Origin of the sequence: Rhodococcus sp. NPDC058521 (assembly GCF_042719695.1) — a bacterium.
Classification (GTDB): Bacteria; Actinomycetota; Actinomycetes; order Mycobacteriales; family Mycobacteriaceae; genus Rhodococcus_F.
The window spans coordinates 132,239-156,611 of the sequence record NZ_JBHXNL010000002.1; the positions used below are offsets into that span (position 1 = coordinate 132,239).

Annotated in this window: 22 protein-coding genes; 12 read left to right on the forward strand and 10 right to left on the reverse strand. The window is 64.0% G+C overall.

Features of this window, described 5'->3' with window-relative positions; all coding sequences use genetic code 11:
• Window positions 1–40 precede the first annotated feature (40 nt).
• Genes ACFWO3_RS04735 through ACFWO3_RS04745 form a run of 3 tightly spaced genes read right to left on the reverse strand, consistent with a single transcriptional unit; the run spans window position 41 to window position 3,088 of the window.
• On the reverse strand, window positions 41–694 hold the full coding sequence (locus ACFWO3_RS04735) for a response regulator (RefSeq protein ID WP_378574320.1): 654 nt from the start codon (window positions 692–694) through the stop codon (window positions 41–43).
• A complete protein-coding gene (gene macS / locus ACFWO3_RS04740; RefSeq protein ID WP_378574323.1) occupies window positions 687–1,892 on the reverse strand; it encodes a MacS family sensor histidine kinase in 1,206 nt (401 codons plus the stop codon). Before macS ends, ACFWO3_RS04735 begins: the two co-directional genes overlap by 8 nt.
• The gene (locus tag ACFWO3_RS04745; RefSeq protein ID WP_378574325.1) at window positions 1,889–3,088 is read right to left on the reverse strand and encodes an AI-2E family transporter; all 1,200 of its coding nucleotides are present in this window, start codon (window positions 3,086–3,088) and stop codon (window positions 1,889–1,891) included. Before ACFWO3_RS04745 ends, macS begins: the two co-directional genes overlap by 4 nt.
• A 187-nt stretch (window positions 3,089–3,275) precedes the next feature.
• On the opposite strand from ACFWO3_RS04745, the gene ACFWO3_RS04750 reads away from it, so the two are divergent.
• Window positions 3,276–4,733: an adenylate/guanylate cyclase domain-containing protein gene (locus ACFWO3_RS04750; protein WP_378574976.1), complete on the forward strand. Its 1,458-nt coding sequence runs from the start codon at window positions 3,276–3,278 to the stop codon at window positions 4,731–4,733.
• A 28-nt stretch (window positions 4,734–4,761) separates the two neighbouring features.
• Window positions 4,762–5,883 (forward strand): YbhN family protein, encoded by a 1,122-nt coding sequence (locus tag ACFWO3_RS04755; protein ID WP_378574327.1) that lies wholly within the window; start codon window positions 4,762–4,764, stop codon window positions 5,881–5,883.
• Here ACFWO3_RS04755 and ACFWO3_RS04760 read toward each other — a convergent pair.
• Window positions 5,880–6,572 carry a FadR/GntR family transcriptional regulator gene (locus tag ACFWO3_RS04760; RefSeq protein WP_378574329.1) on the reverse strand — a complete coding sequence of 231 codons (693 nt, stop codon included), beginning with the start codon at window positions 6,570–6,572 and terminating at the stop codon, window positions 5,880–5,882. The genes ACFWO3_RS04755 and ACFWO3_RS04760 overlap by 4 nt on opposite strands.
• On the opposite strand from ACFWO3_RS04760, the gene ACFWO3_RS04765 reads away from it, so the two are divergent.
• Entirely contained in the window at window positions 6,559–7,971 is a 1,413-nt protein-coding gene (locus ACFWO3_RS04765) for a 2-isopropylmalate synthase (protein WP_378574330.1), read from the forward strand. The two genes, ACFWO3_RS04760 and ACFWO3_RS04765, sit on opposite strands and share 14 nt — an antisense overlap.
• Here ACFWO3_RS04765 and ACFWO3_RS04770 read toward each other — a convergent pair.
• A complete protein-coding gene (locus tag ACFWO3_RS04770) occupies window positions 7,925–8,770 on the reverse strand; it encodes an alpha/beta fold hydrolase (RefSeq protein ID WP_378574331.1) in 846 nt (281 codons plus the stop codon). The genes ACFWO3_RS04765 and ACFWO3_RS04770 overlap by 47 nt on opposite strands.
• 79 nt (window positions 8,771–8,849) lie before the next feature.
• Here ACFWO3_RS04770 and ACFWO3_RS04775 point away from each other — a divergent pair, with 79 nt between their 5' ends.
• The 6 genes from ACFWO3_RS04775 to ACFWO3_RS04800 all read left to right on the forward strand — a co-directional run bounded on the left by ACFWO3_RS04775 (window position 8,850) and on the right by ACFWO3_RS04800 (window position 14,043).
• The gene (locus tag ACFWO3_RS04775) at window positions 8,850–9,422 is read left to right on the forward strand and encodes a TetR/AcrR family transcriptional regulator (protein ID WP_378574333.1); all 573 of its coding nucleotides are present in this window, start codon (window positions 8,850–8,852) and stop codon (window positions 9,420–9,422) included.
• A gap of 89 nt (window positions 9,423–9,511) precedes the next feature.
• Window positions 9,512–10,066 carry a YceI family protein gene (locus tag ACFWO3_RS04780; protein ID WP_378574335.1) on the forward strand — a complete coding sequence of 185 codons (555 nt, stop codon included), beginning with the start codon at window positions 9,512–9,514 and terminating at the stop codon, window positions 10,064–10,066.
• Between the two features lie 417 nt (window positions 10,067–10,483).
• The gene (locus ACFWO3_RS04785) at window positions 10,484–10,645 is read left to right on the forward strand and encodes a hypothetical protein (protein WP_378574338.1); all 162 of its coding nucleotides are present in this window, start codon (window positions 10,484–10,486) and stop codon (window positions 10,643–10,645) included.
• A 138-nt stretch (window positions 10,646–10,783) separates the two neighbouring features.
• On the forward strand, window positions 10,784–11,155 hold the full coding sequence (locus ACFWO3_RS04790) for a DUF3054 domain-containing protein (RefSeq protein ID WP_378574340.1): 372 nt from the start codon (window positions 10,784–10,786) through the stop codon (window positions 11,153–11,155).
• Between the two features lie 40 nt (window positions 11,156–11,195).
• Window positions 11,196–12,668 carry a peptide MFS transporter gene (locus tag ACFWO3_RS04795; RefSeq protein ID WP_378574342.1) on the forward strand — a complete coding sequence of 491 codons (1,473 nt, stop codon included), beginning with the start codon at window positions 11,196–11,198 and terminating at the stop codon, window positions 12,666–12,668.
• 34 nt (window positions 12,669–12,702) lie between these two features.
• Window positions 12,703–14,043, forward strand: coding sequence for an NAD(P)/FAD-dependent oxidoreductase (locus ACFWO3_RS04800; RefSeq protein ID WP_378574344.1), 1,341 nt, complete (start codon window positions 12,703–12,705; stop codon window positions 14,041–14,043).
• An 11-nt stretch (window positions 14,044–14,054) separates the two neighbouring features.
• On the opposite strand, the gene ACFWO3_RS04805 is transcribed toward ACFWO3_RS04800, so the two are convergent.
• Window positions 14,055–15,734 (reverse strand): NTF2-like N-terminal transpeptidase domain-containing protein, encoded by a 1,680-nt coding sequence (locus ACFWO3_RS04805; RefSeq protein WP_378574978.1) that lies wholly within the window; start codon window positions 15,732–15,734, stop codon window positions 14,055–14,057.
• A gap of 96 nt (window positions 15,735–15,830) precedes the next feature.
• Entirely contained in the window at window positions 15,831–17,615 is a 1,785-nt protein-coding gene (locus ACFWO3_RS04810; RefSeq protein ID WP_378574347.1) for a penicillin-binding transpeptidase domain-containing protein, read from the reverse strand.
• Window positions 17,616–17,800: 185 nt separating this feature from the next.
• Between ACFWO3_RS04810 and ACFWO3_RS04815 the strand changes: the two genes are divergently transcribed.
• Both ACFWO3_RS04815 and ACFWO3_RS04820 read left to right on the forward strand, forming a co-directional pair.
• Window positions 17,801–19,387 (forward strand): ABC-F family ATP-binding cassette domain-containing protein, encoded by a 1,587-nt coding sequence (locus ACFWO3_RS04815; protein ID WP_378574349.1) that lies wholly within the window; start codon window positions 17,801–17,803, stop codon window positions 19,385–19,387.
• Between the two features lie 14 nt (window positions 19,388–19,401).
• Window positions 19,402–20,202 (forward strand): alpha/beta fold hydrolase, encoded by an 801-nt coding sequence (locus tag ACFWO3_RS04820; protein ID WP_378574351.1) that lies wholly within the window; start codon window positions 19,402–19,404, stop codon window positions 20,200–20,202.
• Window positions 20,203–20,212: 10 nt separating this feature from the next.
• On the opposite strand, the gene ACFWO3_RS04825 is transcribed toward ACFWO3_RS04820, so the two are convergent.
• On the reverse strand, window positions 20,213–21,439 hold the full coding sequence (locus tag ACFWO3_RS04825; RefSeq protein ID WP_378574353.1) for an acyl-CoA dehydrogenase family protein: 1,227 nt from the start codon (window positions 21,437–21,439) through the stop codon (window positions 20,213–20,215).
• A 56-nt stretch (window positions 21,440–21,495) separates the two neighbouring features.
• Window positions 21,496–22,581, reverse strand: a complete 1,086-nt coding sequence (locus tag ACFWO3_RS04830; protein ID WP_378574355.1) for a DUF475 domain-containing protein — start codon at window positions 22,579–22,581, stop codon at window positions 21,496–21,498.
• Window positions 22,582–22,781: 200 nt separating this feature from the next.
• Here ACFWO3_RS04830 and ACFWO3_RS04835 point away from each other — a divergent pair, with 200 nt between their 5' ends.
• The gene (locus tag ACFWO3_RS04835; protein ID WP_378574357.1) at window positions 22,782–23,381 is read left to right on the forward strand and encodes a phosphoribosylanthranilate isomerase; all 600 of its coding nucleotides are present in this window, start codon (window positions 22,782–22,784) and stop codon (window positions 23,379–23,381) included.
• Between the two features lie 8 nt (window positions 23,382–23,389).
• Here ACFWO3_RS04835 and ACFWO3_RS04840 read toward each other — a convergent pair whose 3' ends face one another.
• The gene (locus ACFWO3_RS04840) at window positions 23,390–24,370 is read right to left on the reverse strand and encodes an MsnO8 family LLM class oxidoreductase (RefSeq protein WP_378574981.1); all 981 of its coding nucleotides are present in this window, start codon (window positions 24,368–24,370) and stop codon (window positions 23,390–23,392) included.
• Between the last annotated feature and the right edge of the window lie 3 nt (window positions 24,371–24,373).

Consider the following 24,373-nt stretch of genomic DNA (forward strand, 5'->3'; position numbering starts at 1 on the left):
AGGGATTTCCCCTACGGGACCACACCCATTCGCGGCGCGTCTACTCGAGGCCCTGCTCGATCGCGTACCGAGTGAGCTCGACACGGTTCGCGAGCTGCAGCTTGCGGAGCGTCGCCTGCACGTGATTCTCGACCGTACGGTGACTGAGGGACAGCTTTGTGGCGATCTGCTTCGCACTCAACCCCTTCGCGACGAAACGCAGCACCTCGGTTTCCCGCTCGGTGAGCTTGGGGAGTTCCGGTCCGTCGTCCTTCGGTGTATTGGACATGCGGCGGTACTCCCCGAGGACGAGGCCGGCGAGGCCCGGGGTGAAGACCGCCTGACCGTCCGCGGTGGCCCGCACGGCGTCGACCAGTTCTTCGACCGACGCGCTCTTCACCAGATACCCGGATGCTCCTGCCTTCACCGCGTCCAGGACGTCGTCACGCTCGGAGGACGCAGAAAGGACGAGCACTCGAGTCTCCGGTGAGGCCGCGAGCACTGCGGCGGTGGCGTCGGCGCCGTTTCCGTCTGGGAGCTGCATGTCCATGAGTACGACCTGCGGTTGCACCGCCGCTGCTCGTCTCCGCGCGGTTTCGACCCCCTCGGCCGTGGCGGCGACGACGAATCCGGCACTCTCGAGGTCTCGTGCCACCGCGTCGCGCCACATCGGGTGATCGTCGACAACCATGATCGTGAACTGGCTTTCAGCCATGCTTCCTCGCCTTCGGAACTCGTATCTCCCACTCCGTACCCAGCCCAGGGTCGGTGTCGATGTCCGCGCTGCCGCCGAGTGCACGCGCCCGGCCGACGATGGACTTCGACACCCCCATACGGCCTTCGGCCTCGGCTTCCTCGAGGCGGCCGGTTCGTATTCCGACCCCATCGTCGCGAATACTGACGACGATCTCCTCACCCAGATCTTCCAGCAGCACATACGCTTTGGCGTCGGCACCGGCGTGCAGGTCCACGTTGGACAGCGCCGTGTCCACGATGGATGCGACCTCGGTGGCCACACCACGCTCGACCGAGACAGCGTCGGCGGGGGTGGAGACGGATATCGTGGTGCTCGAGCGGGTCCGCAGCAGCATACGAATGTCCACCTCGGAGCCACCCGAGTCGACTTCGGCTCCCGTGCCCTGCTCCGAGATCAGGGTGCGTAGCGCCACTTCCTGTTCGGCCGCCAGGCTGGCGAGTTCCTTTGCCGGTCCCCCGATTTCGTTGCCTCGTCGACCGACCAGAGCGAGGACCTGCAACACCCCGTCGTGCACTTCACGTGCGAGCCTCTCGCGCTCTTCGGTCGCGGCGGCGAGACGCACGGCACGTTCGAGTTGCGCCTGAGCACGGCGGGCCGTGACGGTTGCGAGACCGAGGGCCAGACCGACCGAGATCAGCACCGGAGCCGTCGCGTCCTGCCACAGATCCAGGTTCACCTGATCCCGAACCACGGCACTCACCATGGAAATCCCCACGCCCGAGGCCATTCCGAGCCACGGCCCACCGAAGACAGCAGCAGAAATCACCGCGTTCGTGGCCCACAACGTGGTGGGCAGAGTCTGGTGATGGCTGTACCAATCATGATCGGACACAAGCCTTGTCGATGCCATGAGCGCAACGACGACGACCTGGTCCGCGATCACAATCTGGTAGCGCGGCACCCTGCCATGAGACAGCAAGATCGCGGAGAGCCCGGACCACACCGCCATCAACGCGACGAACACCCAGCTTAGACGCTGATTGCTGTAGTACTGGACGGACGCGACCTGGTAGCTGATCGCGTACAGCAGCGTGACGAGCCGAAACGCCTGGGCCGCCCGCCACAGCGGCGCGTCGGGTTGGGTGTCCAACCCTGCAGCAGAACGGAGACCGGGCCGATAGTGGAGGCGGGTCCGATGATCACGAGCGTCGGTCATTCCTTGCCGCCGTCGCCTTCGTTCTCGGTCTCCTTCGGAGGGTCCTCCGGTACCGAAACATCGTTGGGCGTCGCAGGATAGAGCGGCACCAACGGATTGTTGATCTCCACTTGCTCGGGTGTCTTCTCGGGGTCCTCGGCCAACAGCGATCGCACTGCGGTGTTGAGCACCGCCACGATCGGCACCGCAACGAGTCCACCCACTATTCCGGCGAGCACGATGCCCGTGGTGATCGCGAGGACCACTGCCAGTGGGTGCAATCGCACGGCCCGCCCCAGCAGCAGTGGCTGCAGCACGTGTCCTTCCAACTGCATGATCGCGATGATGATGGCCAACACGATCAGTGCCGTGAGCAGACCCTTCGTCACCCAGGCCACCAGGACAGCGAGGAATCCGGCGATGAACGCGCCCACGATCGGGATGAATGCACCGACGAACACGATCGATGCCAACGGCAGAGCAAGGGGTACCCCCAGGATGGCGAGCCCGGCACCGATACCCACCGCATCTGCCGCGGCAACCGCCACCGTCGCACGTACGTACCCGACAAGCGACTGGTAGCCCTGTTCGCCTGCCAGGCGCACCCGGGCCCGCGCACCGCCCGGCACGAGTCGGGTCACGAACTGCCAGATCTCGCGCCCACCGTAGAGAAAGAAGATCAGCGTGAACAGCGTCAGGAACGCGCCGGCGAAGATCTCGGCGATCACGGTCGCGGTCGTCAACGCACCACTGGTGAGTACTTCGCGGTTGGACTGCACCGCGCGCACGACGGAGTCGCCGGCCTGCCGGATCTGGTCTTCACTGACGTGGAAGGGGCCGTCGATCAACCAGGCCTGAACCTGCGTCACACTCGTCGTGAACTGATCCGCCAGGCCCGGGAATCCTCTGACGAACTGCTCGATGACGAACGCCAGGATCGCGGCGAGAACGCCCACGGCAGCGAGAAGCACCATTATCACCGCAACCGACCGCGGCACGCCCCGAACGTTGAACCAATTGACGAACGGGACGAGCAGCGCCGAGGACAACAGTGCGATCGCCACCGGAATGACCACGGTGTCGAGCTTCGCGACGAGGTAACCGAGGGTGAGTAGGCCGACGAATATCAGCAGCAGGCGCCATGTCCATTCGGCGGTCACCCGCACGAACGGATGAACGGATGCGGCGTAATCGCGGCGCGGCTCGGTGTCGCTCACTCCGGGAGCTTATCGAGATTCGGTGTTCCAATCGTCATGATTGTGAGTTCACTGCTGTCACCGCCGAGGAAAACGCCTGCTGACAGGCGGCTGACCGACACACCCGGGCCCAGCCGCTAAATTGAACATCGTGCGCAGATCATATAGAGCGATTGCGGTGACCATCCGCAGCAGATGGCCGCTCTATATGTTCTCCATGTTGATGGCCAACATGATCGGCGCCGTTCTCGTATTCGCCTTCGTTCGGTACGGAATGCCGATCCCCGAATCGGCCGCGATCATCGAAGACCGCGTGCGAAACGTGCTGATCTTCGGCGGCTACCTGCTGTTCGCGGGCGTCGTGAGCCTGACGGCGGCAGCGATGATGTTGAGGGCGGTGATCCGGTGGCAACTGCGCGGAGGACCGCCGCGGCGCAGTGAGCAGATGTCGGCGCTGCACGCACCGCTCCGGCAGGCCATCGTCCACCTGGTTCTGTGGATTCTCGGCGGCATCATCTTCGTCGTTCTCACCGCATCCGAGATGCCGGAGCTCGCAGTCGCCGTCATCATCACGGTGTGCATGGCCGCGACGACGACCTTCGGATTCACCTACATGCTCGGCGAACGCATCCTTCGTCCCGTGGCCGCCCAGGCATTGAGCGAGGGGCAGTTCGATCGCACGCTGGCTCCCGGCGTCGGCACCCGCCTGGCGATGACGTGGGGGCTCGGCACGCTCATGCCGGTGATCGGCATCATCCTGCTGTGCGTCACGCAACTCACCACCGACCTGGTGTTCTCCCCGGACGCTCTGGCCTGGGCCATCACTCTGATCGCGGTCATCGCGATCGTTCAGGCCTTCGCGCTCTCGATGCTGACCGCCAGCCAGATCTCGGACCCCGTGAAGCAATTGCGAAGGGCCATCGAGCGCGTTCAGCGCGGCGCAACCGACGTCCGCGTGGAGGTGTTCGACGGCTCCGAAATCGGGCGGCTGCAGGTCGGCTTCAACAGGATGATGGCAGAGGCGGACGAGCGTCGGCTTCTGCGCGAGCTGTTCGGCCAGCATGTCGGCGAGGACGTGGCGCGGCGTGCCCTGCAGTTCGGAACCGAGCTCGGCGGAGAGACCCGGTTCGTGGCGGTGCTGTTCGTGGACATGGTCGGGTCCACAGGAGCGGCGGCCGAACGACCTCCCGGCGAGGTCGTCAACCTGCTCAACGAGTTCTTCCGAGTGGTGGTCGACGTGGTCGATCGACATCACGGCTTCGTCAACAAATTCATGGGTGATGCCGCGCTCGCCATCTTCGGTGCACCCCTCGACAGGCCCGACGCCCCGACCGCTGCACTCGCCGCCGCACGGGAGTTGCGATTCGCATTGGACGAGATCACCGGGTTGGACATCGGGATCGGTGTTTCGGCCGGATTGGCCGTCGCCGGCAACATCGGCGCGTCGGAGAGATTCGAGTACACGGTGATCGGCGATCCGGTCAACGAGGCGTCCCGTCTCACCGAACTCGCAAAGCTCGAACCGAGCCGAGTTCTTGCCTCGACCAGCGCACTTTACTTCGCCACCGACGAAGAACAGGGCGAGTGGGTACTCGGTGAACAGGTCAAGCTTCGGGGGCGCCGCCGCAAGACCCACCTGGCGTGGCCCGAGCACTATCCCGAGTGATCGCAGGGCCGTTCGTTAGTCTGACTTGGTGGTACCACCTAGCTCCGCCCCCGGACCGACCGACTCCGGTCGGTCCCGAAGCCGATTCTGGTGGGTCAAATGGGTGCTCGGAGTGGCCCTCGTCGCGCTCCTCGTCGTCGAGGGCATCTACCTGTGGCCGACGCTCAGCGACTCCTGGCGGGCACTGACCGAGATTCACTGGGGCTGGGTCGCGCTGTGTGTACTCGCGCAGGCGGCGTCGTTGAGCGGCTTCGGTGCCGTCCAACAGCGACTATTGCGGGCCGGCGGCGTCGTGGTCAGTCAGCTCAAATCCGTGTCCGTGATCTACGCGAGCACAGCGATGGCAGTCAGCCTCCCCGCGGGCCAGGTCTTCTCCACCGCATTCACCTACAAACAGACCCGCAAATGGGGTGCAACACCTGTCGTCGCGTCGTGGCAGTTGGCCATCTCCGGCGTCATCGCGGCGGGCAGTCTCGCACTCATCGGTGCGGCAGGTGCCTTCGCCGTCGGCACCAAGGTCAGTCCGGTCACCCTCGTCCTGTCGGTGTTGGGCGCAGGCGCACTCTTCTACCTGCTGCGCTACATCGCGAAGAACCCCGACTCGATCGAGAGCATCGGCCGCTGGGTGCTCGTCAGATTCAACCGACTCCGCAAGAAGCCTGACGACACCGGCCTGGATCGGTGGCAGGAGATCCTCGGGCAGCTCGATTCCGTGGAGCTCAAGCGCACCGACATGCTCGCCACCTTCGGATGGTCCGCAGTGCACCGCGCCTTCGACGTGGTCTGCCTCGGACTCGCCTGCTGGGCGATCGGCGCCGCCCCCTCACTTCCCGGTCTCCTCATCGCGTTCGCCGCCGCCAAGGCCGTAGGAAGCATCCCGCTGGCCCCGGGCGGGCTGGGCTTCGTGGACGGCACGCTGATCGCCACCCTCACCGCAGCGGGCGCCACCGCACCCCAGGCGCTGGCAGCCGTATTCGTCTACCGCGTGGTCAGCTACATCATGGTGGCCCTCGTCGGTTGGGTCACCTTCTTCTTCCTGTTCCGCAGCAATCAACACGAGAACCCAGAACTCGAGCGCGGGTACGACGAGAAGGCGCAGAACACATGGACGTCGGCACCACGAATAGCCGAACCGGAAGGCGAGTCCTAGCTCCGTTCGAGGGCATTCAGCGCGGTCGTCATCTCGCCGAGGTGGCGGATGCTGATTCGCACCGCATCCTCGGGATCACCCTTCTCGATCGCCTCGACCAACGACAGGTGCAGATCGACGTCGGGCTCGTCTCGAGGCGACACGCCGAGCACGGTCATGAGATCGATCATGGCTGTACGCAGTCGGGGTACGAACGTTTCGAAAAGGTTCGCCAGGACGGGATTGTGGGCGGCCTCGACCACGGCGCGGTGGAACCCTAGATCTGCGTCGACGAATGCTCCGGCATCACCGTCCACTGCTGCGGATCGTCCGTCCAACGCGCTGCGCAGAGCGACGACATCGCCCGGGGTGCGGCGCAGCGATGCGAGACGGGCAGCGTCGGTCTCGACCGCGTTCCGCACCTCGACGACGTGGAGAATCTCCTGCGTTCGAACGGTTCTGTCCCAGTCCGTCGGTGGCCGCACCGCGCGGAGGTAGACGCCCGAACCCTGGCGCGACTCCAACATGCCGGCGCTTGCGAGCGTGCGGACCGCCTCCCGCACCGTCGAGCGGCCGACGCCCAGTTCCTCGGCCAACGCCGTCTCGCCGGGGATCTTCTCGCCGATCTGCCATTCCATTGCCGAAATTCGCGCCACGAGCAATTCTGCTGCCTGGTCTGCGAGTAATTGTCGACGAATGGGTGCCACCATGATGTCCGTGTTCACCGCCGCGCGTACCGACCTGATCGAGCGGACGTACCGCTCCATCGACGGCATCCGTAACGCGGTGGTGCACATGTACACCGCGACCGCACCGACCTGGCGGTCCGTGGTACTCGGTCTCGATCGAAACAGTCTCCGCCAGTTGATATTCGATGCTGCCGACACAGTGGCGAAGGAAGCAGGGGGCACTCCGGGCCGGCGTTTCGAATTCTCGCCGGAAGTCTTCAACCTCACCGAACCCGACTTCGTCCTGGAAGTGTGCAACGGCCTCACCGAACTGTGGGATGCCGACGCGGACCGCCCGGTGATTCACAATCTGCCCGCCACGGTCGAGGTCGCGACCCCCAACGTCTACGCGGACCAGATCGAGTACATGGACCGCCATCTGAGCCGACGCGATGCGGTCATCCTGTCGGTGCACCCGCACAACGACCGAGGAACAGGCATCGCCTGCGCGGAGTTGGCTGTACTGGCGGGGGCACAACGGGTGGAAGGTTGCCTTTTCGGCAACGGTGAACGCACCGGGAACGTGGATCTCGCGACGCTGGCCCTCAATCTCCACGCCCAGGGCGTTGACCCGATGATCGACTTCACCGATATCGACGACGTACGACGAACTGTGGAGTACTGCAACGGTATCCCCGTTCACCCCAGGCACCCCTACGCGGGCGATCTGGTGTTCACAGCCTTCTCCGGCACCCACCAGGACGCGATCAAGAAGGGGTTTGCCGACCACCGTCGGTCTGCCTCTGCGGCAAGAATCTCGCCGGAGTCCGCGCCGTGGTCCGTTCCTTACCTGCCGATCGACCCAACTGACGTGGGACGTGATTACGAGGCCGTCATTCGAATCAACAGCCAGTCGGGAAAGGGCGGTGTCGCTCATGTTCTCTCGAGTACCTACGGACTGGACATTCCGCGGGAGCTCCAGATCGACTTCGCGAAACACGTTCAGCACCAGGCCGATACAAGTGGACTGGAGCTCACGGCCGACGAACTCTGGACACTGTTCAGCTCGATCTACGGATACGACGGCGGCATTCGTCGATGGTCACTCGAACACGTGCAGAGTGGCGATCGCCTCGCCGTGGTCTTCGATGTCAACGGGCGCGAAGTACACGGCGAGGAAGTCGCATCCGGCCCGGTGGACGCCTTCGTGCGCATCCTCGAGTCCGTCGGCATCGAACTGGAAGTGCAATCGTTCACGCAACATTCGCACGCGATCCACGACGAGCAAACGGCAATCACCCTGCTGGAGTGCCGGACCGAGGGGCGCACGGTCTGGGGGATGGCCGAACACCGCTCGGTCACGGCGTCGGCCATACGCGCGGTGTATGCCGCTGCTACGTCGGCGTACCGGTGTCGACCAACTCGCGAACTGCAGCGATGATGGCGTCCGGGCGATCTTCCGGCATGAGGGTGTAGCTGTCGTCGATCTCCTTCAGCCGGGAGTTCGGATACACCTCGTTGAGACGGCGGCCGTGCTCGCGGGGCATCAGCTTGTCCTCCGGCGCCCACAGGATCGTGACGGGTTTGCCGAAACTACTGTTGCGATTCGCCCAATTCAGGAGGGTTTCCTTCGGCGGCGCCGAGCGGCCGTACTTTCGAAGGTCGCGACGAATCCGTTTGTCGGTGGTGGCCGGCCCGAACCAGCCGTCCATCACCGACTTCGGGACGGGGCGTTTGCTCATCCACCCCCACGAACCGGGCGCTCGCCTGAGCGCCGTGAAGCGGAGGCCCTGCATGAGTAGAGCAAGACCACCTGGAATCGCGGCGGCCGCCGTCAATCCAGCTCCGGAGAGCCCTGGCGGGTAGTTGTCGAAAGCTTCACACGGGGTGAGAACCAGGCTGCCTATGCGGCCGCTGTCACCGTTGGCGATCAACACCTGCACACCACCCCAATCATTCTGCACGACAGTCACATCGGTCAGATCCAACTTTTCGAGAAACTCACCGATCAGCAGGCCCATGCTGCGAAGTGACAGGTCCGCGTCGGGGCGCATCGGGATCCGGTGCGCCCCCAACGGCAGGAGCGGCGTGATGCAGCGATATTCGGGGACCAGGTCTTTCACGACGTGTCGCCAGACGGTGTGGTCGATGGTCACCCCGTGCACGAACACGACGACGGGCCCGGGTCCGCCCGCGTCCTCGTACTCGACGGTGCCGGCGGTCAGTTCGATCTTCTTCATGGTCAACTCCATTTGATAGATCGTTCTAGTTATTCGAGACTACGATGAGTTCCACACGTTGCACAAGAGCGGAGAGTTCATGAACGACACGAAGGTGCGCATTCTTGCCGCCGGGGCAGAACTTTTCAGGCGGAACGGCTACACGGGGACCGGTCTGAAGCAGATCGCGTCGACGGCTCGTGCCCCTTTCGGCTCGATCTACCACTTCTTCCCTGGTGGAAAGCAGGAGCTCGGTGATGCGGTGATCCGTTCGTCCGGCGAGAGCTACGCAGATCTGGTGTTCTCGATCGTCGACGGACACCCGGACATCATCGAAGCGATCGAAGTAGCGTTCACTATGGCCGCAGACTCCCTGGTCGCCACCGATTACGCCGATGCCTGCCCGATCGCGACGATCGCCCTCGAGGTTGCGAGCACCAACGAGGTGCTCCGAGTTGCCACGGCAGACGTCTTCACCGACTGGATCGAGCGTGGCACCCGAAATTTCCAGACGAAGGGGCTCCACGAGGCCGAAGCCCGCCAGCTGACACTGACCTTGATAACCAGCCTGGAAGGCGCGTTCGTTCTGGCCCGGGCCATGCGCTCGACCGAGCCTCTGCTTGCAGCGGGCCGAGCGGTTCGAACAGCAGCCCGATCGATGCTTGAATGGTGACCGGGATCACACATGGGTTGCGGAAGCAATCCCGAGGCCCCATAGTTGAGAACAGAAGAACTTGAAGTTTCAACTAATTAGGAGCTGTGATGACTTCCGCGACCACCACCTTCCCGAACCTGACGGCCGGCACCTGGGCCATCGACCCCACTCACTCGACCGTCGGATTCTCCGTTCGTCACCTCATGGTGAGCAAGGTTCGCGGCACCTTCAACGACTTCTCCGGCGCCATCGAGGTCGGCGAGGACGGATCCACCTCGGTGAAGGCCGAGATCCAGGTTTCGTCCATCGACACCAAGAACGCCGATCGTGATGCTCACGTGAAGTCCGCCGACTTCTTCGATGCCGAGCAGTTCCCCACCGCAACCTTCACGTCCACCGGCGTCCGCGCCAAGGGTGACGACTACGTCGTCGACGGTGAGTTCACTCTGCACGGTGTCACCAAGTCGGTCGAGCTGAACCTCGAGTTCAACGGCGTGAGCGAAGGCATGGGCGCAGGTCCGGTCGCCGGATTCGAGGCCACAACGGTGCTGAACCGCAAGGACTTCGGCATCTCCATCGACATGCCCATGGAGAGCGGCGGAGCTGTCGTCGGTGACAAGATCACCATCACCCTCGAGATCGAAGCTGGACTGCGGGCATAACTCCAGCCTCCCGAGCGCACGGCCACTCACCGAGTGGCCGTGCGCTTTTCGTGTTGTAGACGAGCTCCATGTCGAGATGGATGCATTCAGTGGAGATCCGGTACCCGGCAATGCCGGCACCGTTGTCCGTCTGGCAACCGAACTACGCCAGATCGCCGATAGGATCCGTGGCGCACACGACCCCATGCTGAGAGTTGGCCACTCGGACGACATCTGGCGAGGCGAGGCCGCGGAAACTTCCGCCTGCAGGTCGGGGAGCTTCCCGGGCACCTCGACAACGCCGGCTCCGGACGCGAACCCAATAGACGTCGCACCCCTCACATTGAGCGTGATCCCGCTAGCGTCAGAGCCTGTCGACGTGTCGAGTACGGCGGCAAAGGTCGATTCCGCCCTAGCGCTCGCATACCTGTCGGACGTATGAACGCCATCGCCAACAGCTTCGGCGACTACTACATAGGCGAGAAGGGAACGATTTACGGGAGCACCGAAGTCGCTTTCCAGCGTTTGCCGTTCCCACCGCCCCTGCCCGTTCCCCGTAAATCGGCGAGTTGGGCGCCGTACATGCTGCCGACGAACTGAGCCGACACGACAACGAGCCTAACTGCACACAAATCGACTTCGCAGGCGGGATTCCGCCGGTCGGGGCAATTTGTGTGCACTGAGGCTCGCTGGCTACAGAAAATCGCCCAGGCACCGACAGCAGTAGAGTCGGCCACTGTGAAAAAGTACGCTCCTGCTCTCCTCGTCGACTTCGTCCTGGTGGTCGTTTTCTGCGCGATCGGTCGCCGCAGTCATGACGAAGCGAATGCCATCGCCGGTCTGCTCACCACCGCCTGGCCGTTCCTCGTCGGCTTGGTCGTGGGCTGGGGTGCAACGGTCGCGCTGTACCGCGACAAGTTCGATCCGGGCCTGGTGATCCCGACCGGTGTGCTCGTGTGGCTCTTTACCGTGGTGGTCGGAATGGTGTTGCGGGTGGTCAGCGGACAGGGGACCGCTTTCAGCTTCATTCTGGTGGCGAGTACCGTGCTGGCGGTATTTCTGATCGGGTGGCGTGCCATCGCAGGGGCGATCCGGAAACGACGTCCCTAAGACCGCACGAACTTCTCGACCAGATGGAAAAGTCTCCCGCATGAGCGACACGATCGATCAGTCCAAGGATCCGAAGAGCGAAGATCACCGCTTTTTCGGGCAGCCGTTAGCACTCGCCAACCTGTTCGGCGTGGAGATGTGGGAGAGATTCTCCTTCTACGGGATGCAGGGCATCCTCATCTACTACCTGTACTACTCGGTGAGCGACGGCGGTCTCGGCATTGCCGAATCCTCTGCGACCAGCATCGTCGGCGCCTACGGCGGCACCGTGTACCTCTCGACCGTCCTCGCCGCCTGGATCGCCGACCGCCTGCTCGGCTCCGAACGCACCCTGTTCTACAGCGCGATCCTCGTGATGTTGGGGCATATCGCGCTGGCGGTTCTTCCGGGTCTGTGGGGCGTGGGTGTCGGTCTGGTCCTCGTGGCGTTCGGTAGCGGTGGTCTGAAAGCAAACGCCACCTCCCTCGTCGGTGACCTGTACTCGGAGAAGGACGAACGCCGCGACGCCGGTTTCTCGCTCTTCTACATGGGCATCAACCTGGGTGCGTTCATCGGACCGCTCCTCACCGGCTGGGCACAGGACCACATCGGTTTCCACGCAGGGTTCGCCCTGGCTGCGATCGGTATGGCACTCGGCCTCATCCAGTACACGCTGGGCCGCAAGCAGTTGGGGAAGATCGGCGCTTCCGCTCCGAACCCGCTCCCGAAGGGCGACCGGAACAAGTGGATCGCCATCGGTGCTGCGGCGGTACTCGCTGTCGCAGTCCTGTCCGTGACCGGCGTGATCACGGCAGCGAACATGTCCGACATCGTCGTCACGCTCACCGTCATTGCCGCTGTCGTGTACTTCGGCGTCATTCTGTCGAGCAAACAGATCACCGCCGTCGAACGCAGTCGCGTGCTGTCGTTCATTCCGCTGTTCATTGCCAGCGCCGTGTTCTGGTCCCTGTTTCAACAGCAGTTCACGATGGTTGCCGTATTCGCAGACAAGCGTCTCGATCGCAACCTGTTCGGCTGGGAATTCCCCGCCGCGTGGGTTCAGTCGATCAATCCCGTGTTCATCATCCTCTTCGCCGGCGTCTTCGCGGCCGCGTGGACCAAACTCGGCCCCCGCCAGCCCAGCACCCCGTTGAAGTTCGCGGCGGGCACCACCCTCATGGGTGTTGCCTTCCTCGCTTTCATCCCCATGGCCGGCGGTGGGCCCAACAGCGCACCGATTCTCGGCCTGGTGGGCATCCTGCTCCTCTTCACCTTTGCCGAGTTGTTCCTCTCCCCCGTCGGCCTGTCCATTTCGACCAAGCTCGCACCCAAGGTGTTCCACACCCAGATGGTTGCGTTGTTCTTCCTGTCGATCGCCCTCGGCACAGCCATGGCCGGCACCCTCGCCGGCTACTACGACGAAACCAACGAGGTTCCTTACTACCTCTCGATCGGACTAGGGTCCGTGGCGGTTGGCGTGTTGCTAGCTATCGCCTCGCCGGGTATCAAGAAGTTGATGAAGGGCGTGCACTAGTCGCGAGGACCCGACCGGGAAGGGCTCCAGTTCGATGACTTCAGAAACCGATTCCAGCTCCCGAACGCACGTGGTGGTGGTCGGAGGCGGTTTCGCCGGCTTCGAAAGCGCCAGGAGGATCGTCAAGCAGGCCCGGAAGGCGGGCGCGGCCGTCGCCGTCACTCTCATTTCGGCGAGCGACTTCATGCTCTACACGCCACTGCTTCCGGACGTGGCCGGCGGACTGCTCGACCCGCGATTCGTTGCGGTGCCGCTGAGCCAGTCCCTGCCCGGTGTCCGAGTGATCACCGGGCGCGTGAACTCGGTCGACTTCACCGCCAAATCCCTCGAGTTCACCGACCAGACGGGCTCCTCGGAGAGCGTGGACTGGGCCCGACTGGTACTCACACCGGGATCGGTCACGCGACTGTTCGACATTCCCGGCCTTTCCGAGAATGCGCGTGGCCTCAAGACCACCACCGAGGCCCTCTATCTTCGCGACCAACTCCTAATCCAACTGGAGTTGGCCTCACGCACCGATGACCCGGAGGTACTCGAGCAGCGGCGCACGTTCGTGATCGTGGGCGCCTCGTATGCAGGCGCGGAACTGGTGTCTCAGATGCGTGCACTAGCAGACGAGGCGGCGAAACAGCGGGGGTTCGACCCCGAGAAGGTGCGATTCGTTCTGCTCGACGTGGCTCCGAAGGTCATGCCGGAGGTTGGCGACAAGCTGAGCGCGAAGGTCCTGGAAGTGCTCCGCCAGCGCAACATCGACGTCCGGTTGGAGACGAGCCTCGAATCGGTCGCCGACGATCACGTCGTCCTCACCGATGGCACGAGAGTTCCCACACGAACGGTCGTCTGGGCGGCTGGCGTCACCGCGAGTCCACTGATCGACAGTCTCGGCCTGCCCACCGAGAAGGGCCGATTGAAAGTGCGGCCGGACCTGTCGGTCGAGGGGCATCCGGATGTTTTCGCCGCCGGCGACGCCGCGGCCGTTCCCGACCTCACGAAGGACGGCGAGAACACGCCTCCCACCGCGCAGCATGCGATTCGACAGGGAAAAGCGTTGGCACGAAACCTGCTCGCCACGTTGGGTGCCGGCACACCGAAGCCGTACAAGCACTCGGATCTGGGGCTCGTTGTGGATCTGGGCCCACGGTTCGCCGTGGCCAATCCGCTGGGCGCGCGCCTGTCCGGATTCCCCGCGAAGGTGGTCACGCGTGGTTATCACCTGCTCTCGCTGCCTCGCGGGGTGAACCGCTGGGCTGTGGGGCTGGCCTATCTCACGGACCTGTTCGCACCACGCTCACTGGTGTCGTTCGGCAATGTCAGCGGCGACGAAGCCAAATTCTCGGCGAGCCAGGGCATCCCGGACCCGGAACAGCCAACCTGACTCGGCTGTTCCTACTTCTCCGGTGGTTTGCCCATCTCGACGAGCAGGCGGTCGGCCATCTTCACCGCACGGTCGCCGCCGTCCGCATCCGCCACCAGCACGGCGAAGGCGAAGTCGCCACGCGACCCGAAGAACCACCGGTCGTCACCGCTCTCCGCGGTCATGCCCATCAGGTCCGGGTGTCCCTTGAGGAATGAACCGCCACCACGCGCGATGTTGTCGCGCATCATGTTCCGAAGCTGTTCGTTGACATCGGGGGGCAGCGCGGACGTTTCGACGTCGCTGACACCGGGCTGCCCGTGCACGATCATCGGGGCCGGGGCGCTTCCGCGAGCAATCGACGAAGCCAACATCGCCATGCCGAAGGGAGTGACGGCCGGGTACTCCCCCTCGGTGTGCATCGCCTGGTCCATACCGGAACCGCTCGACGTGAACACGGCAGTCTGCTGATCGAGGCCCGGAACCCGGAAGTCCATTCCGAGGCCCAGCTGATTGCCGGTCTTCTCGAGATCCTCGGCAGACAAGGAGTTGGGGTCGACACCCTTCTGAAGTCCGGCTGCCTTCTTCACCAGATCGAGGGTGTTGCCCGCGGGGTAGAGGTGCTCGAACGCCACGGGCCCGTCTTCCATGGCCTGGTTGTTCTGAGCGGCAGCCAACACGGCCCCGGTCGACGGCTGCATCGCGACGATCGCCGCGGGAGTTCCGGCGAAGACGACGGCTTCCTCGGCGGCCAGTTGGATGTTGGAATCGAGAGTCGCGGGAATGTTCGGACCGGGAGGACCTTGGTATCCGGCCTGGCGGATGAGTGTCCCGTCGGCGTCGACAACGTGCACGGCCCAGCCGGCCGTCTCGTCGCGGTTGGCCTGCCAGACGTTCCGCAGGGGCTCGAGCAGGGGCGTGGTGATCCGCCGGTCCGCAGTTATGAGGGTCGGTCGTTTGTCCACGACCACGCCGGGAATCGCGAATTCGTTTTCGAGGTAAGCGAAGTCCTGGTCACGTAGCTTCACCGCGACAACCCGCTCGCCCGGCTTCTTCGCCATGTCGGCGAGCATGGATTCGGACGTGACCAGCGGGGCAACGGGCTCGATGACCTTGGCGAGACGACGCGTGGTGTCCACCGGGTCCGGCATCACGGCCGGGTCGAGGGTGATCACGTTGATGGTCTGCTCGTTCATGAGGAGCTGGTTGGTGTTGTCGAAGATCAGCGGGGGTGCGGCATCGGTCCGGTCGTATCGAACCGTGCGCCCGTTGCCCAGATCGGGAGCCATGACCGACGGGTCCCACTGGATACGCCAGCCGACCGACAGAGCCCGGATGCCGCCCTGCACCTGGTAGTTCCAGTCCTTGCCCTCACCGAAATTCCAGTTGGCACCCATGGTGAAAAAGCCGGATTCCTGGTTGAGGTCCATGAACTGGGTGACGTCGAAAGTGGCGTCCTCGGGGTGCAGGCCTTCGAACATCTGCGAAATGACGTCCTCGGCCGCGTTCGGGTACGAAGTGAGTGCAGCAGCTGCGGCGGCATCACGATCGTTGAGCGCGGCGGCGAAATCGTCGACCACCGAACTCGCGGTCGGCTCCGGACGGGTATAGACGTACAACGCGACAACCATTGCGATCGCTACAGCAGCAGCCAGGGCGATCACATAGCGTCGGCGGTTGTTCAGCGATCGTCCAATCCCCATGTCCACCATCTTGCTTTCAGTCACATCCGTAACAAGCACCGTTTGCCTACGAAGACGTTACGGTTGAGCTACAACTTACCCTCGGTGTGAAATATACCGGTCGGTTCATCTCAAAAAACGCCCGGCAGCCTGCACAGCTGGTACCGAACTGTCACCTCCCGCCACGAAGACGGCGAACGCCAGATCATCCTGAATGCCCACGAACCAGCCGTGCGCCGGACCCCCGTCGGACTCGGCGGTTCCAGTCTTCCCGATAAGTCCCGGAATGTCCTGCAATTCGGTCGCCGTGCCGCCCGTAACGGTCTCGCGCATCATCGTCCGCAACTGTTCGGTTACCTCTGCGGGAACAGATGCCGGAGTCTGGTCGGAGGTAGCCGGTTGCCCCTGGACGAGCATCGGTGCCGGCGTCGAGCCGTTCGCAATCGACGCCGCGACCAATGCCATACCGAACGGAGATGCCGTCACCTGTCCCTGCCCGATCGCGGATTCGACCCGGGCTGCGGGCGTGTCGGCGATGGGAACGTTGCCGGTGACCGTGGTCAATCCGGGCGTCAGGTAGTCGACCCCGAGCCCGAACTGCAACGCTGCCTGCTGGAGCGCGTCCGGGGGCAGCCCCACCGCGAGCCGGCCCATCGTCGTGTTGCACGACTTCGCGAACGCCGTGTGGAAAGGAACTTCACCCAGATCGAACTCGTCGTCGTTCGGAATTTGCCTGCCCTCGATGTTCTCCGTCCCTGGGCAGGGAAGGACGGTATCCGGCGTGACCGCGCCCGCCTGGAGTGCCGCCGAGCTCGTGACGGTCTTGAACGTCGAGCCGGGCGGATACAGGCCCGTCAGCGCAATCGGGCCTTCGGCATCTGCGGAGGCGTTCTGAGCCGCAGCCACGACGGCCCCCGTCGACGGCCGGATCGCCACGATCGCCGATTGGCCCGGAAGGCTTTCGAGCGCGCTCTCCGCGGCAAGTTGACGCGGCATCTCGATGGTGGTCGGAATGTCGGGTGCATCAGTGCCGGGCTCACCGGCGACCGTGTCGACGGTGCCGTCTGCGCTCGTGGCCTGCACCGCCCAGCCTGCGGACTCGTCCTGCCCCTGCTGCCAGAGCTCCGTCAGCCCACCCAGCACGGGCGATGCCAGGTCCTTGTTCACGGTGAGAAGGCGCGTCTGCGGCGCGAGCGTCACGCCGGGAGTCTGCTCGAGTTGCGCCTGAATCGGCGCAACGTCCTCGCCGCGGAGCGTGATCGCGGTGACCGGCTTGCCCTGGGCCTCGGCGATGTCCGCACCCAACGATTCGGCGGTGATCGTGGGTGCGACCGGCGACAGGAGCGAGGCGACGGCCGCAGTGTCGGCCGTGGCGTCGACGTTCACCACGGTCACCACCTGCTGCTCCAGGATCGGCGCACCGGACGCGTCCTGCACCTGCGGCGGTTTTCCCGTGGTAGGGGTGTACTGCAAGGTGGCGCCGTCCGCGAGCCCCGGTGCGAGCAGGTCGGGCTTCCAATCGATCTTCCAGTCGTCGCCCTGCTCGGACGCCGTACCTGTGGTGGAGTACTTCCACTGCTGCCCTTCCGCGAACGGCCAGGTCGCGTCGAGGGTGAACGAGTCGGATTTGTCGTTCGCCTCGGCTGACGCGAATGTGAACGTGCCATCCTTGCCCAGCCCCTCGTACATCGAGGTGATGGCGGCGGCAGCAGCCTCCGCGTCGGTGGTCATCGCCGCTGCTGCCGCGACGTCGTCGTTGTTGAGAGCATCGGCGAATTGCTGTGCAACCGTGTCCGGCTGGTCGGGGCCGAACAGTCCGCAGCCGGTCAGCATCAATGCCGACGCCGCGACGACCGCCGTCAGATTGCGGGCTGTGTGGCGAAAGTTTCGAGTACGCACCTGCTCGATCATGCCCCAGAGTGTGACTCATGGCCCGGTTGCCGAAAATCGCTTGCCGCATTTCGGATGTGCTCGTACTGTGGTGTGGTCTTGATGTCGACGAACGGAGAAGGGCACTTGCTCCTGTAGAGGTTTCTCCCGCGCCCCGCGCACACCAGTGATCGGTGTGCAGACTGCCGCAAACCTCTGGAGTGCCCATGTCCAATACTTTTCTGTCTCTGTCCGACGTCGCCTTTTCCTGGCCCGACGGCGAACCGTTGTTCGACGGACTCGATGCCGTCATAGCCGACGGACGCACCGGCCTGGTGGGTCTGAACGGCTCCGGCAAGTCCACGCTGCTGCGCCTGATCGCGGGCGAGATGACACCTGAACGTGGATCCGTCACTGCTGCAGGAACACTCGCCTATCTTCCGCAGGACATCACGCTCGACACCGGTGTGCAGATCGACCGCATTCTCGGTATCGACGAGATGCGGAAGTCGCTGCACCGCATCGAATCCGGCGACGGAAGCCCGCAGGACTTCGAGGTGGTCCAGGACAACTGGGACATCGAGGAAGTCGCACTCTCGCTGCTGCACCGACTCGGCCTCGAGTCCATCGTGGCGGGCGTGGAGGATCTGGATCGCCCGGTCGGCGCACTGTCCGGTGGCGAGACGATTCTACTCGGCCTCACATCACTGTTGCTTCGAGAACCGACGGTACTTCTGCTGGACGAACCGACGAACAACCTGGACGACGAGGCGCGTGAGCGTCTGTACGGCATCGTCGAACAGTTCTCGGGAACCGTGGTCGTGGTCAGCCACGACAGGGCTCTCCTCGATCGAATGGACTCGATCGCAGAGCTTCGTGCTGGTGGGCTGCGCATATTCGGTGGCAACTATTCCGTCTACGAGGCGATCATCGCCGCCGAACAGGCCAACGCCGAAGCCGCGGTACGTGATGCCCGCGCAGATATGCAGAAGCAGAAACGCGAACTGGTGGAGGCAAGGATCAAGCTCGACCGGCGTAAAAGGTACGGGCAGAAGATGTTCGACACCAAGCGTGAGCCCAAGATCGTGATGAACATGCGTAAACGGCAGGCCGAGGAGTCGGCGGGCAAACTACGCAACAACCACATAGCCAAGGTGGACGATGCGAAGCAATCCCTCGCCGACGCGGAAGCCTCGCTGCGAGACGACCGCGAGGTACGAGTGGACCTGCCGGATACCGAGGTACACCCCGGCCAGGTCGTCGTCCACCTGGACGAGACCCGTCTACGGTCCGGGCAGCAAGTGTCGCTCGACGTCGTCGGCCCTGAACGGATCGCTCTGACCGGGCGGAACGGCATCGGGAAGACCACACTCCTCGATGCCGTGATCGCCAGTGGGCCCAAGGTCCCGTTCAAGGCGCTTCCACAGCGACTCGACGTCTTCGACGAGTCGGCTTCGGTGGCCGAGAACGTGGCAGCCGCCGCACCGCATGCAAACCCGGAACAGATACGGGCGCAGCTTGCTCGATTCCTGTTCCGTGGCAACGACTCCGACAAGGCCGTGGCCACGTTGTCCGGCGGTGAGCGACTCCGGGCGGCCCTTGCCACGATCCTGTTGGCCGAGCCTGCACCGAAATTGCTTCTTCTCGACGAGCCCACCAACAACCTCGACCTGCCCAGCCTCGCCCACCTCACTCAGGCGGTGAACAGTTACCGGGGTGCGCTGCTGGTCGTCAGTCACGACAAGCAGTTCCTCCGCGACATCGGGGTCACCCGGAGCCTGGCCCTCACCGACGAGGATCTGGTTACGGAGTAGTGCAGACTGGGCGTGTGGAGTATGTCGAGAACCCGAGCGACGGGACGACCATCGCCTACGAGACGATCGGCGCGGGAACACCATTGGTCCTGCTTCATGGATCTGCGCTGTCGCACAGCATTTGGCGTGGGTTCGGATACGTCAAGGCGCTGCGCGATCAGTACCGATTGATCCTGATCGACATGCGAGGTCACGGACGGAGCGGTAAGCCACACGACGTGGACGCGTATGCGATGGACCTCGTGACCGAGGATGTTCTGGCCGTCCTGGACGAACTCCGTGTCGAGACCGCGATGGTTCTCGGATACTCGTTCGGTGGACGAATTGCGCTGTCGCTGGCCGAGCGCGCCCCGGACCGGGTCGGCGGGCTGGTCGTCGGCGGTGGCAGCAGCCGACCTCAGGAAGGTTCCTTCGACCGGTTGTTCTTCCCCGGCTGCGTCGATGTCCTCGCCGAACAGGGGATCGACGCATTCCTCGAACAGTGGGGTGCGGTCCGGGCGTGGCCCATCGATCCGGGAACCCGAGCCGCGTTCAGGGCGAACGACCCCGTCGCGCTCGCCGCCTACATGCGCCGTTGCGACGTGGAACCGGGTATCTCCGCCGACTCGCTCCGTCAGTTCCGCGTACCCACCTTGGCATTCGTCGGGTCCGACGATTCCGACCGCCTCGCCGACACGGAGGAGCTCGCCGCGCTGATACCCGGCGCCCGGGCCGTCGTCATCGACGGGTTCGATCACTCGACCACCGTCGCGGCAACCGACGAGGTACTGCGAGTCGTCGAGCCGTTCCTCGATTTCGCCAGGCAGTTCGCCTGAGGGTGTCCGCTCAGGCGCCCAGGAGCCCCTTGGCTATGTGGGTGACCTGGATTTCGTTGCTGCCGGCGTAGATCATCAGCGACTTGGCGTCACGGGCGAGCTGTTCCACCTTGTACTCGGCCATGTAGCCGTTACCGCCGAACAACTGCACGGCCTCCATGGCGACTTCGGTGGCGGCGCGTGAGGAGTACAGCTTCATGGCGGACGCCTCGGCCAACGTGACTTTGTCTCCGGCCGCAGTGCGTTCGATCGCGTTGAACACCATGTTCTGCACGTTGATGCGGGCGATCTCCATCTCGGCGAGCTTGAGCTGAATGAGCTGGAACTGTCCGATCTCCTTGCCCCACAATGTTCTCGACTTCGCATACTCGACGCTCAGACGATGGCACTCGTTGATGATGCCGAGAGCAAGCGAGGCGATACCGATCCGCTCTGCCGCGAAACTTTCCTTGGCGCTGGACTTTCCGTCCGATTTGCCGCCGTCCTCGGTCTCGCCGAGGAGCCGATCTCTGGAAATGCGGACGTTGTCGAAAAACAGTTCTCCGGTGGGCGAGCTGTTCATGCCCATCTTCTTGAAGGGTGGGCTCAGCGTGAGACCTTCCATGCCCGCGTCGAGAACGAAAGTCAGAACCTTGCGGTCACGACGGTCTATCGACGCATCACCTTCGTCGACCTTGGCATACACCACGATGACGTCCGCGTACGGGCCGTTGGTGATGAACGTCTTGTGCCCGTTGAGGATGTAGTCGTCGCCGTCACGACGGACGTACGACTTCATGCCGCCGAAAGCGTCCGATCCGGAGTCCGGCTCCGTGATCGCCCATGCGCCGACCTTCTCGAAGGTGACGAGTTCGGGCAGCCAGCGTTCCTTCTGCGCAAGAGTCCCTCGACTGCGAATCGTGCCGACGGTCAGCCCGAGGCTCACGCCCATCGACGCGACCAGACCGAGGCTCACACCGGCCAGCTCCGAATTGAGGATGACACCCATGCTGCCCGAGCCGCTGAACGCCGACTTCTCTCCCGACGAAACGGTCTCGCCGCGTTCCTTCGCCAGCGACTTCTGCAAGGAGTCGCGTGCCATCTCGTCGAGGCCGAAAGTCGCGTAGAGCTTGCGGATGATGTCGAAGGGCGGCAGTTCGCCGCTCTCGAGCTTGTCGACGTGCGGTCGGATCTCCTTGTCGATGAACCCGCGCACTGCGTCGCGAAGCATCAGATCGGTATCGGACCACTCGTACATGCCATGAGCTCCAAGTCGGTGAGAGGATTCGGTCACCGTAAATATAGAACACGTTCTCATTTTTCGACAGGTGGGGCTTCCCCTGGGATCCGCGGAAGGTAGGACGTGAGAAGCGCCGCGGAGATCACCGCGGTACCGAACCATGCGGTCAGCACGGGCGGTATCGGAGTGAGCAGACTCGCCCACAACAGCAGCGCGAGTACTCCCAGAACATATGCGGCACCGGCCGGCAGGAAGCGGAGCGCAGCCATTGCACCTGCATCGTCGAGTGCACTCGTCAGTCGCGAGAGGAAGATCGCACCGATCCCGATTCCTGCGAAGGCCACCGCGAGCTTCGCCCAGAACGACAGACCATCGGTCGGACCCGTGAACGTATACGCCCCGTCGAGAATCTCGAACATCATGAACACCACCAGTGCGCGTTCGAAGATCACCGTCAACGCGTGGGCCAACGCCCTGGCCCGCCCCTCGTTCGGTGGGGCACAGTGATGCGCGGTCCATTTCACCAGGCAGAACACCCCCATGCCCGCAACCCCGGCGACCGCGACCGCGTAGTGCGTCCCGTCCGGCGCAACGGCAACCGCCCAGACTCCACCGAGCAGCGCGGAAGCGAACTGTAGAAGTCGCGGCCTACGCAACCGGTACAGCGACCGTTCGAGCGGGGCTATCCACAGCGGACGGTTCTTGCGCTCGACGTTCATCAAATAGTCGGCGAACACCAGCCAGACGAATACGGCGCCGAACCCTGCGAGGGCCGGACGCGCATAGTCCAGGTGCTCGGCGAAGCCAGGTGCCGACGCATAGATCTCGGTGACCGAGTCGCTCGCACGCTCTCCCGTCACCGTCGCGACGGCCACCGGCGTCACACCGAGACGCATCACCACCACCCCCAGCGTCAAACCGACGGCGAGGAACAGGCGTCTGCTCACGTCGTGCAATCGTCCGGCGAGGCCGGCCATCGGAACCGCGCTGTCCGCTGACAGTGCAATCTCGAGCATCGCGAGCGTCACAAGAGCAGCTGCTGCCGGCCACCCGCCGAACCACCAGGCCGCTGTCGACCCCAACGTCAACAGGACCGCGGGGACCGAGGCGACGGAGGCGACGGAGGCGACGGAGGCGACGGACTTGAATCGAGTACCCACGGGGCCTCCTGACCGACGAACAGGACGGAAATAGTTGAACGGCACACGAATTCCAACGTCCGTCGATGGAACGCGAAACCTTGTGCACAAGCCTGACGGAACATCCGATGCCCCGCGACCGCTGGCGCCGTGGGTCTACACACACCACCCGCAAGGTGTGAGCCACGTCGCGCAGAATCGTCTCCCGTACCCTCGATGCGGTGACATTCATCAAGGTCTGCGGTCTGCGTGACGAAGCGACCGTCGAGTTGGCCGTCTGCCTGCGGGTGGACGCAGTCGGGTTCGTCTTCGCCGAGAGCGCACGCAAGGTGCTGCCCGAAGAGGCCGCCGCGCTCGTAGCGCTCGTGCCCGCCTCCACACTCGCCGTCGGCGTGTTCAAGGGCATGGATGTCGCCGATGTCATCGCAGCTGCCGAAACCGCGAAACTCGGCATCGTGCAGGTCCACGACCTGGCATCGGCCGAGGACGTGGATCGGCTGCACTCGGCCGGACTCGACGTGATCCGGGCCGAGGTCGCGGGCAACCTGCGTGACGGATACGAACTCGACTTCGGTGAAGAACACCTCCTCCTCGACGGCGCCACCGCCGGCGCCGGCGTCACCTGGGACTGGTCCGCACGCACGGCAAAGCCCGCCGGCCCCTGGATACTGGCGGGCGGTCTGACACCGGACAACGTGACGGACGCACTGAAAGCCACCGGCGCGACCGGCGTCGACGTCTCCAGCGGGATCGAATCCTCACGCGGGGTGAAGGACCACCGATTGATGGAACGGTTCGTTGCGGCGGTACGGGCGAACTGAAACAGGCCTCAAGACATGGTGCCGACGAGTTCGGCAAGCAGCGCGTCCGACCGGAAGAGCGCGGCCCGATCGAAAGTGGATGTAGAAGCGAGAATTTCGTTCGCGCCGGTACGGTCGACCAGGTTCTCGAGCTGCGGGCGCACGGTGTCCGAGTCACCCGCGATCGCACGGTCCAGCGAAGTCTCCACACGTTCACGCACCTGAGTCCGCCAGGTCTGCGAACGAATGTCGGTCGGCGATTCCAGTGGCGGAAACTCACCCGTTCTGCGCGCCACGGCCATCGCCCAGGCCTCGGAGAGCGCCAATTCTCTTGCTTCTTCGACACTTTCGGCAAGCGTAGCGTCGAGCGAGATGATCACGTGCGGTTCGGGGGATCGTTCACTCGGACGATACTTCCGCCGATAGTCCGTCAGCAGTTCGTTCAACCCGTCTCCATGCAGAATCGGGCCACCGATCACGACCGGAAGACCGAGATTCGCCGCCGTCGACATCCCAGCGCCCGTGGCCAACACGAACATCGGTATCGACCCCGGCGACTCGGGGCGAGCCGTGACCGGCCCACGGCCGTCCAGATAATCGCGCAGCTCCGCGATGTCCCGCGCGAAGTCCGCCGGACCGTGTTCGTACTCTCGTAACGCTTCACGCACGGGAGTAGTGAAACCGCGGGACCGTCCGAGGCCGAGATCGATACGCCCCGGCTGCAGCGCTTCGAGCATCAGGAACTGTTCGGCGACCACGAACGGCTGGTGATTGGGGAGCATCACGCCGCCGGAACCGATTCGGATGTTCTCGGTGCGTTGACCGACTGCAGCAAGCAGGACCGGTGGAGCTCCACTGGCGATCCCCGGAACGGCATGGTGTTCGGCGACCCAGAAGCGTTGGTATCCCAAAGCTTCCGCGTTCACCGCTCGTTCGATGGAACCGGTGAGGGCTTCCGAGTCGGGATGGCCGACACGGGTACGCGAGCGATCGAGCAGCGACAACGCGATGGA

Excerpts from the sequence above, each read along its gene's own strand:
- ACFWO3_RS04765 (WP_378574330.1), top strand. The coding sequence starts at position 6,559 with ATGGGTGCCACCATGATGTCCGTGTTCACCGCCGCGCGTACCGACCTG.
- ACFWO3_RS04775 (WP_378574333.1), top strand. The coding sequence starts at position 8,850 with ATGAACGACACGAAGGTGCGCATTCTTGCCGCCGGGGCAGAACTTTTC.
- ACFWO3_RS04800 (WP_378574344.1), top strand. The coding sequence starts at position 12,703 with ATGACTTCAGAAACCGATTCCAGCTCCCGAACGCACGTGGTGGTGGTC.
- ACFWO3_RS04810 (WP_378574347.1), bottom strand. The coding sequence starts at position 17,615 with ATGATCGAGCAGGTGCGTACTCGAAACTTTCGCCACACAGCCCGCAAT.
- ACFWO3_RS04815 (WP_378574349.1), top strand. The coding sequence starts at position 17,801 with ATGTCCAATACTTTTCTGTCTCTGTCCGACGTCGCCTTTTCCTGGCCC.
- ACFWO3_RS04735 (WP_378574320.1), bottom strand. The coding sequence starts at position 694 with ATGGCTGAAAGCCAGTTCACGATCATGGTTGTCGACGATCACCCGATG.
- ACFWO3_RS04780 (WP_378574335.1), top strand. The coding sequence starts at position 9,512 with ATGACTTCCGCGACCACCACCTTCCCGAACCTGACGGCCGGCACCTGG.
- ACFWO3_RS04750 (WP_378574976.1), top strand. The coding sequence starts at position 3,276 with ATGTTCTCCATGTTGATGGCCAACATGATCGGCGCCGTTCTCGTATTC.
- ACFWO3_RS04760 (WP_378574329.1), bottom strand. The coding sequence starts at position 6,572 with ATGGTGGCACCCATTCGTCGACAATTACTCGCAGACCAGGCAGCAGAA.
- ACFWO3_RS04770 (WP_378574331.1), bottom strand. The coding sequence starts at position 8,770 with ATGAAGAAGATCGAACTGACCGCCGGCACCGTCGAGTACGAGGACGCG.
- ACFWO3_RS04785 (WP_378574338.1), top strand. The coding sequence starts at position 10,484 with ATGAACGCCATCGCCAACAGCTTCGGCGACTACTACATAGGCGAGAAG.
- macS (WP_378574323.1), bottom strand. The coding sequence starts at position 1,892 with ATGACCGACGCTCGTGATCATCGGACCCGCCTCCACTATCGGCCCGGT.
- ACFWO3_RS04825 (WP_378574353.1), bottom strand. The coding sequence starts at position 21,439 with ATGTACGAGTGGTCCGATACCGATCTGATGCTTCGCGACGCAGTGCGC.
- ACFWO3_RS04805 (WP_378574978.1), bottom strand. The coding sequence starts at position 15,734 with ATGGTGGACATGGGGATTGGACGATCGCTGAACAACCGCCGACGCTAT.
- ACFWO3_RS04795 (WP_378574342.1), top strand. The coding sequence starts at position 11,196 with ATGAGCGACACGATCGATCAGTCCAAGGATCCGAAGAGCGAAGATCAC.